Annotated in this window: 15 protein-coding genes; 5 read left to right on the top strand and 10 right to left on the bottom strand. The window is 70.2% G+C overall.

All coding sequences use genetic code 11. The features are described from left to right. Window positions 1-13: 13 nt before the first annotated feature. From AB0J74_RS05355 to AB0J74_RS05345, 3 genes are read right to left on the bottom strand one after another with little or no spacing between them, the layout of a single operon-like run. The gene (locus AB0J74_RS05355; protein ID WP_363444927.1) at window positions 14-1,000 is read right to left on the bottom strand and encodes an ABC transporter permease; all 987 of its coding nucleotides are present in this window, start codon (window positions 998-1,000) and stop codon (window positions 14-16) included. After that, complete coding sequence (locus tag AB0J74_RS05350; RefSeq protein WP_363444925.1) at window positions 997-2,010, bottom strand: ABC transporter permease; 1,014 nt, start codon at window positions 2,008-2,010, stop codon at window positions 997-999. The genes AB0J74_RS05355 and AB0J74_RS05350 overlap by 4 nt, the downstream gene beginning before the upstream one ends. Continuing rightward, a complete protein-coding gene (locus tag AB0J74_RS05345; RefSeq protein ID WP_363444923.1) occupies window positions 2,007-3,515 on the bottom strand; it encodes a sugar ABC transporter ATP-binding protein in 1,509 nt (502 codons plus the stop codon). Before AB0J74_RS05345 ends, AB0J74_RS05350 begins: the two co-directional genes overlap by 4 nt. Window positions 3,516-3,818: 303 nt before the next feature. Here AB0J74_RS05345 and AB0J74_RS05340 point away from each other — a divergent pair, with 303 nt between their 5' ends. Next, window positions 3,819-7,370, top strand: coding sequence for a ThuA domain-containing protein (locus tag AB0J74_RS05340; protein ID WP_363444920.1), 3,552 nt, complete (start codon window positions 3,819-3,821; stop codon window positions 7,368-7,370). A 427-nt stretch (window positions 7,371-7,797) separates the two neighbouring features. Here AB0J74_RS05340 and AB0J74_RS05335 read toward each other — a convergent pair whose 3' ends face one another. Then, the gene (locus tag AB0J74_RS05335) at window positions 7,798-8,676 is read right to left on the bottom strand and encodes an MHYT domain-containing protein (RefSeq protein ID WP_363444918.1); all 879 of its coding nucleotides are present in this window, start codon (window positions 8,674-8,676) and stop codon (window positions 7,798-7,800) included. Between the two features lie 133 nt (window positions 8,677-8,809). On the opposite strand from AB0J74_RS05335, the gene AB0J74_RS05330 reads away from it, so the two are divergent. Next, the gene (locus AB0J74_RS05330; RefSeq protein ID WP_363444916.1) at window positions 8,810-9,721 is read left to right on the top strand and encodes a hypothetical protein; all 912 of its coding nucleotides are present in this window, start codon (window positions 8,810-8,812) and stop codon (window positions 9,719-9,721) included. Between the two features lie 288 nt (window positions 9,722-10,009). Here AB0J74_RS05330 and AB0J74_RS05325 read toward each other — a convergent pair whose 3' ends face one another. Beyond that, window positions 10,010-10,585, bottom strand: coding sequence for a helix-turn-helix domain-containing protein (locus AB0J74_RS05325; RefSeq protein ID WP_363444914.1), 576 nt, complete (start codon window positions 10,583-10,585; stop codon window positions 10,010-10,012). Window positions 10,586-10,665: 80 nt separating this feature from the next. Between AB0J74_RS05325 and AB0J74_RS05320 the strand changes: the two genes are divergently transcribed. Beyond that, the gene (locus tag AB0J74_RS05320) at window positions 10,666-11,304 is read left to right on the top strand and encodes an NAD(P)H-binding protein (protein WP_363444912.1); all 639 of its coding nucleotides are present in this window, start codon (window positions 10,666-10,668) and stop codon (window positions 11,302-11,304) included. A gap of 235 nt (window positions 11,305-11,539) precedes the next feature. On the opposite strand, the gene AB0J74_RS05315 is transcribed toward AB0J74_RS05320, so the two are convergent. Next, complete coding sequence (locus AB0J74_RS05315) at window positions 11,540-11,962, bottom strand: PRC-barrel domain containing protein (protein ID WP_363444910.1); 423 nt, start codon at window positions 11,960-11,962, stop codon at window positions 11,540-11,542. Between the two features lie 20 nt (window positions 11,963-11,982). Continuing rightward, window positions 11,983-12,732, bottom strand: coding sequence for an SDR family oxidoreductase (locus AB0J74_RS05310; RefSeq protein WP_363444908.1), 750 nt, complete (start codon window positions 12,730-12,732; stop codon window positions 11,983-11,985). A 102-nt stretch (window positions 12,733-12,834) separates the two neighbouring features. On the opposite strand from AB0J74_RS05310, the gene AB0J74_RS05305 reads away from it, so the two are divergent. Further along, window positions 12,835-13,692, top strand: a complete 858-nt coding sequence (locus tag AB0J74_RS05305; RefSeq protein ID WP_363444906.1) for a helix-turn-helix transcriptional regulator — start codon at window positions 12,835-12,837, stop codon at window positions 13,690-13,692. Here the strand turns inward: AB0J74_RS05305 and AB0J74_RS05300 are convergent. From AB0J74_RS05300 to AB0J74_RS05290, 3 genes are read right to left on the bottom strand one after another with little or no spacing between them, the layout of a single operon-like run. Further along, window positions 13,689-14,006, bottom strand: coding sequence for a hypothetical protein (locus AB0J74_RS05300; RefSeq protein WP_363444904.1), 318 nt, complete (start codon window positions 14,004-14,006; stop codon window positions 13,689-13,691). The genes AB0J74_RS05305 and AB0J74_RS05300 overlap by 4 nt on opposite strands. Continuing rightward, a complete protein-coding gene (locus AB0J74_RS05295; RefSeq protein ID WP_363444902.1) occupies window positions 14,000-14,206 on the bottom strand; it encodes a ribbon-helix-helix domain-containing protein in 207 nt (68 codons plus the stop codon). Before AB0J74_RS05295 ends, AB0J74_RS05300 begins: the two co-directional genes overlap by 7 nt. A gap of 58 nt (window positions 14,207-14,264) precedes the next feature. Continuing rightward, window positions 14,265-14,783 (bottom strand): VOC family protein, encoded by a 519-nt coding sequence (locus tag AB0J74_RS05290; protein ID WP_363444900.1) that lies wholly within the window; start codon window positions 14,781-14,783, stop codon window positions 14,265-14,267. A gap of 88 nt (window positions 14,784-14,871) precedes the next feature. Here AB0J74_RS05290 and AB0J74_RS05285 point away from each other — a divergent pair, with 88 nt between their 5' ends. Further along, a complete protein-coding gene (locus AB0J74_RS05285) occupies window positions 14,872-15,498 on the top strand; it encodes a DUF1345 domain-containing protein (protein ID WP_363444898.1) in 627 nt (208 codons plus the stop codon). Window positions 15,499-15,550 lie beyond the last annotated feature (52 nt).

Genomic DNA, 15,550 nt, shown 5'->3' with positions numbered 1-15,550 from the left:
TAGGTGCGTGTGGTCAGGTGCGTGCCCGTAGCCCGCCGATGGCCACGGCAGTGAGGATGATCAGGCCCTGCACCGCGGACGCCAGTGCGCCCGCGACGCCGAGCAGGTTGAGCAGGGTCAACAGGGTCTGCAGGGTGAGCGCGCCGAGCATCGCGCCGACGGCCGAGCCGCGGCCGCCGCCGAGCACCACGCCGCCGAGCACGACCGCGGTGATGGCGGTGAACTCGAGCCCGGCGCCGACCTGGAAGCTCACCCCGCCGAAGCCGCCCAGCAGGATTGCCGCAACGGCCGCGCAAGCCCCGCTGACCACGAACGCGATCGTGCGGACGCCGGCCACCCGGCCGCCCGCGAGCCGGGCGGCCCGCGGGTTGTCGCCGACCGCGAGCAACACCTTGCCGAAGTCGGCCCGCATCGCGAGGATCGCCAGCGCGGCCACGACGAGCAGGATCAGCACGGCGTACGGGATTTCGCCGAGCCACGGCACGCCCTCGATGCCCCGCCGGCCGAGCACCCGGAACTCTTCGGAGAGCGCGCCGCGCGGCGAGCCTCCGGTCCACGTGTAGACCGCGCCGACCAGGATCAGGTACATGCCGAGCGTGGTGATGAACGACGGCACCAGCAGCAGCGTGGTGACCAGCCCGTTGACCAGGCCGACGAGCAGCCCGAAGCCGAGCACCAGCGCGATGACCGGCCAGGTCGCGGCCGGGTCGCCGTCGATCATCCGGGCAGCGATCACCACCTCGGCGGTGACCAGCGAGCCGACCGACAGGTCGAAGTCGCCGGCGACGATCACGAAGTATTGGCCGGCGGCCAGGATGATCAGCGGTGCCGATCGCTTGAGGAACGCCAGCAGGGCGGGCGGGTCGTAGAAGTCGGGCTGCCGGATCGCGATCGCGGCCAGCAGGACCACCAGGATCGCCAGGACGGGCAGCACGCTGCCGGTGCCCCAGCGGGTCCGGCGGGCCTGGCCGGTTTGGCCGAGGGTGACCGTCTCGCTCATGCCGACCCCTTCCGGCGCAGCCGGAGTGCGTAGATCGCCACCGCGGCGACGATCACGACACCGCGGATCACCTGCTTGAAGAACGGGTCGACGGCGAGTTGGTTGAAGATGCCGTCGATGACCGCGAGCAGCAGCACGCCGCCGACGGTGCCGGCGACGCCGCCCTTGCCGCCGGCCAGCACCGTGCCGCCGAGCACGACCGCGGCGATCGACTCCAGGTCGTAGCCGCCCTCGGCGCCGACCCGGGGCGCGCCGGCGCCGAGCCGGCTGGCCAGGTAGAGGCCGGCGATGCCGGCGCAGATCGAGCAGATGACGTGGGTGCGGATCAGCACCAGGTCGGTGCGGACACCCGAGAGCCGGGCCACGTCGAGGTCGCCGCCGGCGGCGATCAGGTGGTGGCCGTAGCGGCTGCGGTTGATGACCACCCAGGCCACCGCCGCGACGCCGACGAACAGCAGGAACGCGACCGGCACCGGGCCGACCCGGTCGTAGCCGAGGTGTTGGAAGGAGACCGGGACCTGGCCTGCCGGACCGGCGTACCCCTGCTCGAGATAGCCCTTGATCAGCAGGCCGACGCCGAGCGTCGCGATGAACGCGTTGATCCGCAACTTGGTGATCAGCAGCCCGTTGACCAGGCCGATCGCGGCGGAGACGGCCAGCACGGCGAGGATGGCCGGCAGCACCCGGCCGTCGCTGCCGGCCATCGTCTCGGCCGCGATCAACGACGTCAGGCTGATCACGTACGCGACGGAGAGGTCGAGCGACCCGGCCAGGATGGCGAACGTCTGGCCGACCGCGACGATGCCCAGCCCGGCGGCCCGTTGCAGCAGGCTGACCGTGCTGTTCTGGCCGAAGAGCGAGCCGCCGTCGGTGGCGACCAGGATGCCGCCGACGATCAGCGTGACGCCGAGCGCCAGCCAGACGCCGTTGGTCGAGTCGATCCGGGGCCTGCTGAAAATGTCGGACAACACTGGGCGGTGCCGGCTGATTCGCTCGCTGCGCTCGCTCATGCGGGCACCTCGTGCACCGTGCCGGTGGCCAGGCTCAGGACCGCCTCCTCGCTCGCGTCGCCGGGCAGTTCGCCGGCGATGGCTCCGTCGCGCATGACGACGATCCGGTCGCTCATGCCGAGCAGTTCGGGCAGTTCCGACGAGATCATCAGGACCGCCGCGCCCTTGTCGGCCAGATCGCGGATCAGTTCGTGGATGGCCGCCTTGGCGCCGACGTCGATGCCCCGGGTCGGCTCGTCGAAGAGCAGTACCCGCGGCGCCATCGCCAGCCAGCGGGCCAGCACCACCTTCTGCTGGTTGCCGCCGGACAGGTAGCGGACCTCCTGGTCGAGGCCGGCCGCGTGCACCTCGACGGCGGCGAGCAGGTCGCGGACGGCGGTGGCGCGGAGGGCGCCACCGAACCAGCGCGGTGTGGCGGCGCGTGTGGCCAGCAGCGCGTTGTCGAGCACCGACTGGCTGAGCACCAGCCCCTCGCCCTTGCGGTCTTCGGTGACGTAGGCGACGCCGGCCCGGACCGCCTGCCGGGGCGAACGGATCCGCACCGGCTTGCCGGCGAGCGTCATCCGGCCGGAGCGGAAACCGTCGACCCCGAACAGCGCCCGGGCCAGCGCCGAGCGGCCCGAGCCCTGCAGCCCGCCGACGCCGAGCACCTCGCCGGCCCGCAACTCCAGGTCGACGTCGCGCAGTCGCGCGTTTCCGGCGCCGGTCACCGTGAGCAACGCCGGCCCGGTCGTGCCCGTCCTGGGCGGGTAGTAGGCAGCCAGGTCGCGGCCGACCATGTGCCGGACCAGGGCCTCGGGCGTGGCGTCGCGGGTGGCGAGGGTGACCACCCGCCGCCCATCTTTGAGCACGGTGATCCGGTCGGACAGGTCGAAGACCTCGGCGAGCCGGTGTGACACGTAGAGGATGCCGATGCCGCGCGCCTGCAGGCGGCGGACCAGCGCGTAGAGGAGTTCGACCTCGTGGTCGGCCAGTGCCGCGGTCGGCTCGTCCATGATGAGAATGCGGGCGTCGAGGGACAGCGCCTTGACGATCTCGACCACCTGCTGCTGTGCGATGCCGAGGTGGCGCACGCGGTCGGTCGGGCGGACCGACTCTTCGCCGATCGACGCGAGCAGGTCGGCGGTGCGGTCGCGGATCGCCCGGCGGTCGACCAGGCCGCGCCGCAGCGGCTCGCGGCCGAGGAACACGTTCTCGGCGACGGTGCGCTCGGGGAGCAGGTTGAACTCCTGGTGGATGATCCCGACACCGGCCGCCTGTGCGGCTCGCGGGCTGTGCAGCACGACGGGTTGACCGGAGATGTGCAGAGCACCGGCGTCGGGCTGGTGCACGCCCGAGGCGATCTTCATCAGGGTGGACTTGCCGGCACCGTTCTCGCCGACCACCGCGTGCACTTCGCCGGGATGCACGTCAAGGTCCACATCGGACAAGACGGGCACTCCGTAGAAGGATTTGCCGACGCCGAGCATCGTCAACAGCGCGTCCGGCGGTGCGGGCGAATCCATGAGATCACCACAACTTTCGCTTGCCACGCAGGAGCTTTTGCTGAGCTGACCGAAAGCGCTATGGCGTCGCATCGTAAGCGGCCGAACACGAGCCGATCAAGACCGCAACGGCCCGGACACGATCACAGTTCGGCATTGATTGATTCATCTGTGCGACTGCCTCCGTTGACGGGCGGCCGTGGAACAAGTCAAACTCATCCGCGTCGATGCGCTCTGGCGCCTCGACCCAGACGCGAACTTCGGCGGACGCGTTGCACCGCAAGCCCTCCTGCACGCCCTCACGGCATCCCTGAAGGAGCTCGCATGCGCCGCCGCAGACCTGTCCTCACCCTGCTCACGATCGCTGTCACGCTGCTCGGCCTCGGTGTCGTCCAGGCACCGGCGCAGGCCGCGCCCGCCTTCCGGGCCCTCGTGTTCAGCGAGACGGCCGGCTATCGGCACGACTCGATCGCCGCCGGGGTCACGATGTTCACTCAACTCGCCGCGGCCAACAACTTCGAGGTGGTGTTCAGCGAGGACTCCACCGTGCTGAACACGGCCAACCTCGACACGTACGACGTGTTGGTCATGTTCCAGACCTCGGGCATGGTGTTCGACAACGACGCACAGCGCACCGCGGTGCAGAACTACCTGCGGGCCGGCAACGGGATCGTCGCGATCCACAACGCGACGGACATGGGCATCGACACCACCTTCCCGTGGTGGGACCAGACGATCAACGGCGGCGCGCACATGCCGTCGCACTCGCCGGGCTCGCTGCCGGGCTACGCCCGGGTTGCCGACAAGGCGCACCCGTCGACCGCGGGGTTGCCGGACAACTGGCAACGCACCGAGGAGTGGTACAACTTCGACGTCAACGCGCGCGGCAACGTGCACGTGCTGGTCACCGCCGACGAGCGCACCTACACCCCGGGCGCCGACGCGATGGGCATCGACCACCCCATCTCGTGGTGTCGCGAGACCGAGGGCGGCAAGGTGTGGGCCACCGCGATGGGCCATGACATCGCGTCCTACAGCGAGACCAACTTCCGCAACCACATCCTCGGCGGCGTCCGTTACGCGGCCGGCAACCTGGCCGGCGACTGCGGCGGCACCGTGTGGGACAACTTCGAGAAGGTGAGCCTCGACTCCAACACGGTCGACCCGATGGCGCTCGACATCGCGCCGGACGGCCGGGTCTTCTACGTGCAGCGGGGCGGCCAGATCAAGATCTTCAAGCCGGCGCAGCAGAGCACGGTCACCGCGGGCACCCTGTCGGTCTACACCGGCGGCGAGGACGGCCTGGTCGGCATGGCGCTGGACCCGAACTTCGCCACCAACGGCTGGATCTACCTCTACTGGTCGCCGGCCTCGTCGTCGACCGACGTCAACCGGCTGTCACGGTTCACCGTCAGCGGCGACACGGTCAACCTGGCCAGCGAGGTGGTTCTGCTGTCGGTGCCGGCCTATCGGGACCGGACCTTCCCCGAGCCCGGGCACACCGGCGGCTACGTGGGGTTCGGGCCGAACGGCAACCTCTACCTGTCGACCGGCGACGACACACCGCCCAACCTCGACCCGGCCTGGCAGGGCTACGCACCGCTGGACTGGCGGCCCGGCAAGTCCAACCTGGACGCGGCCCGCAGCGCCGGCAACACCAACGACCTGCGCGGCAAGATCCTGCGGATCCACCCGGAGAGCAACGGGACCTACACGATTCCCTCCGGAAACCTGTTCGCGCCGGGCACCGCGCAGACCCGCCCCGAGATCTACGCGATGGGCTTCCGCAACCCGTTCCGGTTCGAGGTCGACAAGCAGACCGGCTGGATCAACATGGCCGACTACGGCCCGGACCGCGGGCTGCCGACCACCAACCGCGGGCCGGAAGGGCTGGTCGAGCTCAACGTGATCAAGCAGGCCGGCAACTTCGGCTGGCCGTTCTGCCACGGCGACAACCAGCCGTACGCGCCCTACAACCCGGACACCGGCGTGGTCGGCGCGAAGTTCAACTGCAACGCGCCGGTCAACGACTCGCCGAACAACACAGGGTTGCGGGTGTTGCCGCAACTGGTGCAACCGCAGATCTGGTACGGCTACGGTGCCTCACCGCAGTTCCCGGAGATGGGGTCCGGTGGCGCGGCACCGATGGGCGGCCCGGTCTACCGCTACAACGCGGCCAGCACGTCGGCGACGAAGTTCCCGCCGTACTACAACGGCGTGCACTTCTTCTACGAGTGGTCGCGCAACTTCGTGCAGGAGATCCACTTCGACGCCAACGGTGGGTTGGTGAAGATCAACCCGTTCCTGCCCGGTGAGTTCTTCAACAAGCCGATGGCCATGCGGTTCGGCCCGGACGGCTCGCTCTACCTGCTGGAGTGGGGCGCCAACTTCGGCGGCGGCAACAACGACTCGGGTCTCTACCGGATCGACTACGTGAAGGGCGGCCGGGCGCCGGTCGCGGTGGCCACCGGCACGCCGACCAACGGCCTCGCGCCGCTGACCGTGCAGTTCTCCAGCGCCGGCACGCACGACCCGGACACCGGCGACACGATCAGCTACGCCTGGGACTTCGACAGCAACGGCAGCACCGACTCGACCGCGGCCAACCCGTCCAGGGTCTACAGCACCAACGGCAACTACGTGGCGAAGTTGACCGTCACCGACAACACCGGGCGTTCCTCGTTCGCCAATGTCCCGATCACGGTGGGCAACAACGCGCCGGTGGTGACCATCACCGGGCCACCCAACGGCGGCATGCTCGACTTCGGGCAGAACGTCGCCTACTCCGTGTCGGTGACGGACGCCCAGGACGGCACGGTCAACTGCCAGCAGGTGTTCACCAACCCGGCGCTCGGCCACGACGACCACGAGCACGGCACCACCGACCTGCCCGGCTGCTCGGGCACGGTGTCGACCGGCAACCTCGGCGGGCACCCGGACGGCGCCAACCTGTTCTACGTGCTGAACTCGCGCTATCAGGACAACGGCAACGGCTCGGTGGCCCGGCTGACCGGCTATGCCAAGGTGATCCTGCAGCCCAAGCACAAGCAGGCGGAATACTTCACGGCCCAGTCCGGCACCCGGATCGTCGCGCAGACCGGCGCGGAGAGCGGCAGCCGGATCGGTGACGTCAGCAACAACGACTGGATCATGTTCGACCCGATGAGCCTGCAGGGGATCTCGACGGTCAGCTACAAGATCTCGTCGCCGACGGGTGGCGGCAGCATCGAGTTGCGGGCCGACTCACCGACCGGCACGTTGCTGGCCACCAACCCGGTCGCGGCAACCGGCGGCTGGGACACCTATGTGCAACAGGCCCCCGTCAACGTGGCAACGCTGGCCGGCACGCACAAGCTCTACATGGTGTTCAAGACCTCGGTCGCCAACAACTACGACGTCGACGCGTTCACCTTCGGCGGCAACGGGGTCGGCACCGCGCCGGCGGGTGGCATCGCCGGTCGCACCTACACGTTGACCGCGCAACACAGCGGCAAGCTGGCCGATGTCAACGGGGTGTCAACGGCTGACAACGCGGTCGTACACCAGTGGGCGGCCACCGGCGGTGCCAACCAGCGGTGGCAGGCGGTCGACGCGGGCGGCGGCAACGTCTACCTCAAGGCCGTGCACAGCGGTAAGTGCATGGCGGTAGCCGGCGCCTCGACCGCCGACGCGGCCGGGGTGGTGCAGCTGACCTGCAACAACCAGGCCAACCAGCAGTGGACGCCGATCGCGTCCGGCGGGGTGTATCAGCTCCGCGCGGTGCACAGCGGCAAATGCCTCGACGTCAACGGCGCCTCGACGGCCGACGGCGCGATCCTCATCCAGTGGCCGTGCCACACCGCGACCAACCAGCAGTGGCGGTTGACCCAGCAGTGACGCCGCCGGGCCGGGAAGGGCTCGCCCTGTAAGGGCCCTTCCCGGCCCGGCGCGGGTTGTCCCAGCAGTGAGGCCCCGGCGGATCGGCGAGGCGCCAACGGATCGGCGAGGCACCGCCGGATCCGCGAGGCCCCTCCGGATCGGGGGCGCTGCCGGATCGGCGAGGCCCCTCCGGATCGGGGGCGCTGCCGGATGGGCGAGGCCCCTCCGGATCGGGGGGCGCTGCCGGATCGGCGAGACGCCAACGGATCGGCGAGGCGCCAATGGATCGGCGAGGCGCCAACGGATCGGCAAGGCGCCAACGGATCGGCGAGGCCCCTCCGGATCGGCGGGTCCCGCGCGGCGACCTTGTTGGGGCCTTTCCCGATCGGCTGCGTGGACAGGGTTGACCTGGCGGTGACGTGCCGCCGGGTCGGGGAAGGGCTGCCTAGTAGGGGGCCCTTCCCGGCCGGCTGCGCAGGCCTGGGGTGATCGGCATGTCGAGGCGGATCGGCTCGGCCGTCGGGGGCGCGAAGCCCGCGGCGGCCAGGCCGACCGGCTCCTTCGTCCCTGTCGCCGGGCCGACGCCGGCGAACTCCTCGGTGGTCATCGCCTGCAGGGCGACGGTCGCCATCAACGTCATCGCCACGGCGAAGACGAGCGCGACGGAAACGATCAGGGCGAGCGGGCGTACGCCGTCGACCGTCGCGAGGCCTGCGTGGTCGAGCTCGACGCGTACCGCTGCCATCGCGGTGTAATGCATGCCGCATACGCCGGCCGCCATCAGCGCCGACGCGACGGCGATCGGCCGCCGCCCGGCGACCGTGGCGCTGAACCACAGCGCGGCGGTGGCGGCGACGACCGCGATGATCGCCGAGAGTGCGACGAGTTGTGGCTGGTAGGAGATCTCGCCGGCCACGTCGACCGCGGCCATGCCGGTGTAGTGCATGCCGAGCAGCCCGGCACCGGTGATCCCGCCGGCGCGCAGGATCGCGGCGGTGCTCGGCTCGCGGTAGCCGACCAGGAAGAGCCCGATCCCGACGGCGGCGAGGGAGAGCGCGAGGCTGGCGGCGGTGAGGGCCGGGCTGTAACGCACCGGACTGTCGGCCACGTCGAAGCCGAGCATCGCGGTGAAATGGGCGAGCCAGACGCCGGCGCCGCCGATCGCGACGGTCGCGATGGTCAGCCACTTCACCCGGGCCGGACCTTGGCGCAGGGTACGGGCGCGGGCGGTGCAGTAGAGGCCGATCAGGGCGCCGACGACGGCGACCACGTAGGCGAAGCCAGGGTTGAGCCAGCCGTGGGTGAAGTGGTGCACCTCTGCCATGCGAACAGTGAGCCAGCTGGATAAAGTGGTGTGTCGCACATCTCGTCCGCCCTCACCCGATCGAGGTGGCTTGCGTTATATGTCCTTTTGGCCCGTTGACCCGCGGAAGTGGCCCCGCCTACGGTCGCTCGGCGTGGGACAACGCATTCGACGGCACGGCTGGCTGTTCGCCGGCGTCACCGCACTCGCGGTGACGCTGGTCCTGGCCGGCACGTACGTGGCACACGCCGACAGGACACCCGAAAACACCGGCGCGATCCCGGAAAACACCGAATCCGGCTGGCGGCAACCTGAGGAACGGATGCCGACGATGTCGGCGACCGCGCGCCCCACCGCCGACCCGGCGCCGGAGCACTTCACGACCCTGCCGCCCGGTGCCGCACTGCCGTCGGGCGCCCAATGCGCGACCTGGGTGCGGGCCCGTCCCACGCCGGAGAACCGGCAGATGAACCTGATGGCCAATGCCACCACCGGACACCACGTCGGCCCCGACATCTATGACGACGCGCGCTCCGACAGCCGGATAGCACCACGCGTCGACGGGGCGTTCACGGGGTCCACAAGAGACATTCTGCGGTGGGCGGCGTGCAAGTGGGGCATCGACGAGGACGTCGTATTCGCACAGGCGGCACAGGAGAGTTGGTGGCGGCAGACGGTGCTGGGCGACTACAGCGCCGACCCGACCCGCTGCGCGCCCGGCCACGGCATCGGCGCCGACGGCCGCGCCGGCCAGTGCCCGGAGAGCTTCGGCATCCTGCAGGACCGGCATCCGTACCAAATGTCGGCCTGGCCCGGTGTGCTCCGTTCGACGGCGATGAACGCCGACCTGGCGTACTCCATCTGGCGGGGTTGTTTCGAGGGTTGGGAGGGTTGGCTCAACTCCGAGGAGCGCGGGGAGCCCTATGCAAAGGGCGACCTGTGGGGATGTGTCGGGCGCTGGTTCAGCGGGCGCTGGCACACGCCGGAGAGCGAGGACTACATCGGCCTGGTCAAGGACCTGCTCGCCCAGCGGGTCTGGGAGACGGCCGAGTTCCGCGAGCCCTGATCCCTGCTATGGCAACCAGGGTTGCTTGGGTCCGCTCCCGGCACGACCGGCTCCTGACGCTCCGGCGTTGGGCGTGGCTCGGTGTGTTCCTCGATTGGTCCCGGTGAGCGCACGTGGGGCCTAAGCGACGAGACTCACGACGGACTGTCGCCCGGACCGGCTCGTCTTGCGGACTAGCGTCCGCGCCGCGACCGGCGTCGAGACGCGGGGTAGGTCCGCCTGCCGGTCGCGTACCTGCCGCACCGTGAGCGCGACCAGCCACGCCCGGAAGCGCGCCGCAGCGTGACGTCACTGCAGGGAGCGGGCGACCATGGTCGCGAAGCTGCTGGCGGCCTCGGCGTCGGGGCGGCGGTCGGGCCACTGCATGTGGCCGAGGAAGGCGTGTTGGAAGCACGCTCCGAGCAGGAGGCTGGCCGCCGCGTAGAGGTCGGCGTCCGCGCGGACCAGCCCTCGGTCCTGCTGGCGGCGCAGGTACCCGATCACGGCCTCGTTCGCCTTGTGCGGGCCGGCACCCACCTGGCGCAGCCCGGCCGTGTGCGCGGCCAGGATCAACGGATCCGAGAAGATCGAGCCCAACATGGGGAAGCTGTCCGTGTAGAACGTGATCATCGCGGCCGCGATCGCCGTCAGGCCGGCGGGTAGGTCGTCGCCGGCCGTGTTGACTGACCGGGCCAGCTGCGCCAGCCCCGGCGTGCGCTCGTGCAACACCGCCACCAGGAGTTCGATCTTTCCGGCGAAATGTTTGTAGAGCGTTGCCTCCGAATAGCCCGCCGCCTTCGCGATCTCGCGTGTTGTGGCATTGGCGAGGCCGCGGGTGCGGATGACCTCGGCGGCAGCGTCGAGGATCACGTCCCTGGTTCCCACTGGGCCCCCTTGACAGGTTAGTAAGCGCTCACCCATCCTAGTGGTGAGTGAGCACTTACTAACCACGGGAGGCCATGATCATGAAGATCACCGTTCTGGGTGCGACCGGCGGGACCGGGCAGCATCTCGTGCGCCGGGCGATCGCGGCCGGGCACCACGTCACCGCGGTGGTTCGGGATCCGGCCCGGCTGCCGGTCGGCGCCGATCCCCGGCTTGAGATCGTCGTCGCCGACGCGCTCGACCCCCACGCCATCGGCGCCGCCGTCTCCGGGCGCGATGCCGTCGTCGACACCCTCGGGCCGCGCGGCCGCGACGATGCCACCGTCTGCTCGCGGGGGGCAGCCTCGGTGGTTGCGGCAATGGCGGTCAACAACCCGGGCGCGCGGCTGCTCGTCGTGACCGGCAGCGGCCACGTCAAGGACCCAGGCGACGGCCCGCTCACCCGCTTCGTCTTCAAGCCGTTGATCGGCAGCACGCTGCTCAAGGCGCAGTTCGCCGACTTCGCCCGCACCGAGCGGATCGTCTTCGACAGCCGCCTGCGCTGGACGGTGCTGCGCCCGCCGCAACTCACCACGGGTAAGCGCAAGCCCTACCGCACCGCCATCGACCGCAACGTCCGCGGCGGCGTCCAACTGTCCCGCGCCGACCTGGCCGACGCCATCCTGGTCGCCCTCGGCGACCCGAGCACCGAGGGCCACACCATCGGCCTGGGCTACTGACCGCCGCAGCCGCCGCGGTCGCGACCGGGCAACCGTCCCGGCCGGCGACCGGGCGATCTGGGTAACCGACCACCGTGGGCGTCTCGGTCGTGACCGGGCCAGGTTGATCCCGAGGGGTTACCAGCGGCAGCCGGGCGATTTGACCCGCTGGCCGCCGTGGGCGTCGCGGTCGTGACCGGGTCAATCGGTCCCGAGGGCCACTGTCGGGAGAAGGCCGATACCCAGCCGACGACGACTACTGACCGCCATACGTGTCGCGGTAATAGCCGGCCAGCCGGTCCCGGTAGTCGGGCCCGGGGGTGAACTCGGGAGCGTCCTTGATCTGGGACCGCGTGCGGTCGACCCACACCGTGCGTGACTGGTGGTCGACCCGGTCCACGACGCCGGCTGGCAGCAGCACCGTGCGGCCGAAGATCCACGGGCCCGTGTCGACCACCAGATCCGTTTCGCTGGCCTTCTCGACCTTGCCGATCTCACCGTCGACCGCCATCACGGCGTAGCCGGTCAGGTCGAGCGAGAAACCCGGGCCACCCTCGTCGGCGGCCGCGACCGCGGGCGCCGGCTCGCCTTCCGGGCCCTGGTCCGGCGTGGTCTGGTCGTGGCCACCCCCGAGAGCGGGGGTGCGCCACGACCACGCGTTGAAAACGGAAGCCTCCACGACCACCGCTTACCCCGAACTCACCAGGGCAGAACCCCGTTCTGGTCGCCGTCCAGGGTGATCAGGTGACCCCACAACACGCCGGACGGGCCGTCGGCCGGCAGGGTGGCCAGGTGCACGTTGACCAGAGCGGCCTGTTCGGGCGTACGGAATCCCGCGTTCTGGTTGAAGTCGGTCTTCGTGTAGCCGGGGTTGGCCGCGTTGACCTTGATCGCCGTGTCCCGCAGCTCCTTGGCGTACATCGCGGTGATCATGTTTAGTGCCGCCTTCGAGGCGGGGTAGGGCACCGAGGTCAACACATACAGCGGGCTCGCCGGGTCGGTCAGCGAGGTGATCGAGCCGACCTCGCTTGAGACGTTGACGATCCGCGCCGCCGGCGCCTGCCGGAGCAACGGCAGGAACGCGTTGGTGACCGCGACCACGCCGTAGACGTTGGTCTCGAACACCTCGTGGATCGTCCCGACGATCGTCGCGCTCGGCTCGCCGGTGCCGTCGGCGCGCACGATGCCGGCGTTGTTGACCAATACGTCGAGCCGGCCGAACTCGGCCGCCACCAGGTCGACCGCGGCCTGGATGGTTGCCGCATCGGTGACGTCGAGGCGGACGAAGCGGGCGTCCAGTCCCTCAGCGGCCAACGACGTCGCCGCCGCCCGACCGCGGCCCTCGTCGCGGGCGCCGACCAGTACGGTCATACCCAGCGAACCCAGCGCCCGCGCGGTCGCCAGACCGATACCCCGGTTGGCCCCGGTGATCAATGCAATCTGCGTCATGGGGTCGAGCCTGTCCAACGGACGGGGCCGGCAGGCAGGACCAATGCTGCCTGGTACCAGCCGTACCACCCTGCAGAACCCGGGTTGCGGCACCCTTGACGGGTGACGGTCAACCGGCAAGAGCTCGCCGCGTTCCTGCGTACCCGCCGCGAACGGCTGCGCCCGACCGACGTGGGCCTGCCCGGCGGCACCGGCATGGGCCCGCGCCGCACGCCGGGCCTGCGCCGGCAGGAGGTCGCCGAACTGGCCGGCATGTCGATCGACTACTACATCCGGCTGGAGCAGGCCCGCGGCCCCAAGCCGTCGCGGCAGGTGCTCGGCGCGCTGGCCCGGGCGCTCATGCTGACCATCGACGAGCGGGAGTACCTGTTCCGGATCGCCGGCGAGGCGCCGCCGGTCGTGGTCGGGCCGAGCAGCGAGTTGCTGCCCGCGGTGCGCTACCTGCTCGACTCGATGCCGCTGACGCCGGCGTACGTGGTCGACGCGAAATACGACCTGCTCGCCTGGAACCCGCTGGCGACCCGGTTCATCGGGGACCTGTCGGCCCATCCGGTCAGCGACCGCAACATGCTGCGCTGGATGTTCCAGCGCCCGGTCGACGACCTGCACTGGTCCGACGAGGACGCGCTGGGTTTCACCGCCGCGTCCGTCGCCGACCTGCGCGCCGCGTACGCCCGCTATCCCGGCGACCCGGGCATCCAGGCCCTGGTCACCGAGTTGCTCGGCCTGTCGCCGATGTTCGCCCGGATGTGGCACAGCCACGACGTGGTGGTGCGGCGCGGCGTACGCAAGCGGATCGAGCACCCCGACGTCGGCCCGCTCGAGTTCGAGTGCCAACTGCTGCACATCAGCGACAGCGACCAGAGAATGATCGTCTACTGCGCCGAGCCGGGCTCACGGACGGAGGACGCGTTCCGCCGCCTGGCCGCGCTCCCGGCCCCGGTGCCAGCCCGGCCCTAGAGGCCGAGCAACCGGCGCAGGCCCTGGTCGACCTGGCCCAACAGGGCGGTCGACACCCGGCCGCGCCGGTCGCCGAAGGCGTCGGGGTCGGCATAGCGGATGCGCGACAGGTCGATGGTGCCGCCGCCGGCGATGTCGGCGGGCAGCGGGAGCAGCAGGCCGGGCACGTTGCCGTCGGCGCGGTCGTGAATCAGCACGACGACGGGGTAGTCGGCGGCGAAGGAGGTGGCGCCGACCACCAGCACCCGAACCCGGCGGCTCCCGAACGTGTAGTCGAAGACGTCACCGCGGGCGATCGACCCGCGGGTCACCACGCGGCGTCGACCTCGGCCAGCGCGGCGGCGTCGTCGCCGTCGAGCGAGGCGTGCCAGGCCTTGGCCGCGGCGATCGCGTGTCGGTCGAGGTAATCCCGGATGGCCGCGGCCACGAGCGCCGAGCGGTTGCCGCCGCCGACCGCGGCGTTGAGCGCCTGGGCGAGGTCGTCGTCGAGGGTGACGGAGATGGCCGCGGTCATGCGGGGGACACTACCAATGATCGTATCGAGAATAGTGTCGGCGATCGGCGTGTCGCTATCACCCAGTCGTCGTGGCGCCCCACTCCTCCGGCGGCACGTCGCGGGTGTGCTGGCTGAACATCCAGCGGTGTCCTTCACAATCTTCGACCCGATAGCTGCGTATGCCGTACGGCCGGTCCTCCGGCTCGCTGAGCACCACGGCACCGGCCTCGCGGGCCCGCTTGGCATGCGCGTCGACGTCGTCGACGTACACCATGATGCCGTTGACCAACCAGGGTTGTGACGCCCAGCGCAGCGCGGTCGTGCAGTGCTCCCGATGGTGCTTGGGGCTCTCGTAGCCGATGCCCGGCGGCGTGGCCAGGGCGATGACCGCGTCGCCGAGGGCGAGTTCGGCGTGCCCGATCGTGCCGTCGTCGTTGGTGTAGCGCATCCGCTCCGTGAAACCGAACGCCGCCCGCAGGAACTGGATGGCCGCGACGCCGTCTTCGTAGGCGAGCATCGGCATGATCGCCGACGGATAGTCGGCGGGGCGCGTGTTGCGCTCCGGACCGGTGTCGGTGTCGGTGTCAGTGGTCATGCCGCCGACGATATCGACGCGGTTCGCCGCCCGCTTGGACAAATGGGAAGCCGGCGCAACTGGAGGATCGCCCGTGCGTTAGCCGGTTGTGGGACCGGCCGGCACGCTGATCGCGCGCCTGGTCGAGGTGGTCCTGGCCGTCGGCGGGCTGCTGTTCACCATCGTGGGCAGCGAGGCCGAGCCCAACGTGGTGCTCTTCCTGCTGTTCTGGGGCCTGCTGGCGGCCACCTACCTGCTGGTCGGCACGATCCGGGTGCGCCGCGAGCGGCTGACCGACCCCTACGTGCCGGCGCCGCCGCCCACCGGCTGGAACGCCCGGCTGATCGGCCGCCGGTTCAGCTTCTTCTTCACCGTCGCCGCGAGCATCACCGGGCTGGGCGCCTCGCTCGACGTGCTCGCGGTCGACGAGAACAGCGACTACAGCGGGCTGGTGCAGGGGCTCGGCGCGTTCGTCACGATCTGCGCCTGGCTACTGCTGCAACTCGGATACGCCCGCTTCTACATGCAGTGGACCGGCTGGCGGTTCCCCAAATGCCCGTACCCGCGGCTGATCGATTTTCTGTATTTCGCGGTGACCGTCGGCGTCTCGTTCGCGGCGTCCGACGTGGAGGTACAGGGCCGCGCGGTGCGCTATCACGTGATGGTGCACAGCGTGATCAGCTTCCTCTACAACGCGATCGTCCTCGCCATCGCGGTCAACATCATCACCGGATAGCCGTCCTCCATTCAGGGGATTCCCTTCGGGCCATTCGGGTGTGTTCCGGCAT

Source organism: Asanoa sp. NPDC049573 (assembly GCF_040676615.1).
In the GTDB taxonomy this organism is placed as follows: Bacteria; Actinomycetota; Actinomycetes; order Mycobacteriales; family Micromonosporaceae; genus Asanoa.
Note: the sequence above shows the minus strand (reverse complement) of the source record. Positions and strands in the feature narration are given on the sequence as shown.

What these genes read in the sequence shown, in the direction of transcription:
- AB0J74_RS05350 (WP_363444925.1), bottom strand. Translation starts at nt 2,010, where the DNA reads ATGAGCGAGCGCAGCGAGCGAATCAGCCGGCACCGCCCAGTGTTGTCC.
- AB0J74_RS05340 (WP_363444920.1), top strand. Translation starts at nt 3,819, where the DNA reads ATGCGCCGCCGCAGACCTGTCCTCACCCTGCTCACGATCGCTGTCACG.
- AB0J74_RS05335 (WP_363444918.1), bottom strand. Translation starts at nt 8,676, where the DNA reads ATGGCAGAGGTGCACCACTTCACCCACGGCTGGCTCAACCCTGGCTTC.
- AB0J74_RS05310 (WP_363444908.1), bottom strand. Translation starts at nt 12,732, where the DNA reads ATGACGCAGATTGCATTGATCACCGGGGCCAACCGGGGTATCGGTCTG.
- AB0J74_RS05290 (WP_363444900.1), bottom strand. Translation starts at nt 14,783, where the DNA reads ATGACCACTGACACCGACACCGACACCGGTCCGGAGCGCAACACGCGC.
- AB0J74_RS05320 (WP_363444912.1), top strand. Translation starts at nt 10,666, where the DNA reads ATGAAGATCACCGTTCTGGGTGCGACCGGCGGGACCGGGCAGCATCTC.
- AB0J74_RS05355 (WP_363444927.1), bottom strand. Translation starts at nt 1,000, where the DNA reads ATGAGCGAGACGGTCACCCTCGGCCAAACCGGCCAGGCCCGCCGGACC.
- AB0J74_RS05345 (WP_363444923.1), bottom strand. Translation starts at nt 3,515, where the DNA reads ATGGATTCGCCCGCACCGCCGGACGCGCTGTTGACGATGCTCGGCGTC.
- AB0J74_RS05295 (WP_363444902.1), bottom strand. Translation starts at nt 14,206, where the DNA reads ATGACCGCGGCCATCTCCGTCACCCTCGACGACGACCTCGCCCAGGCG.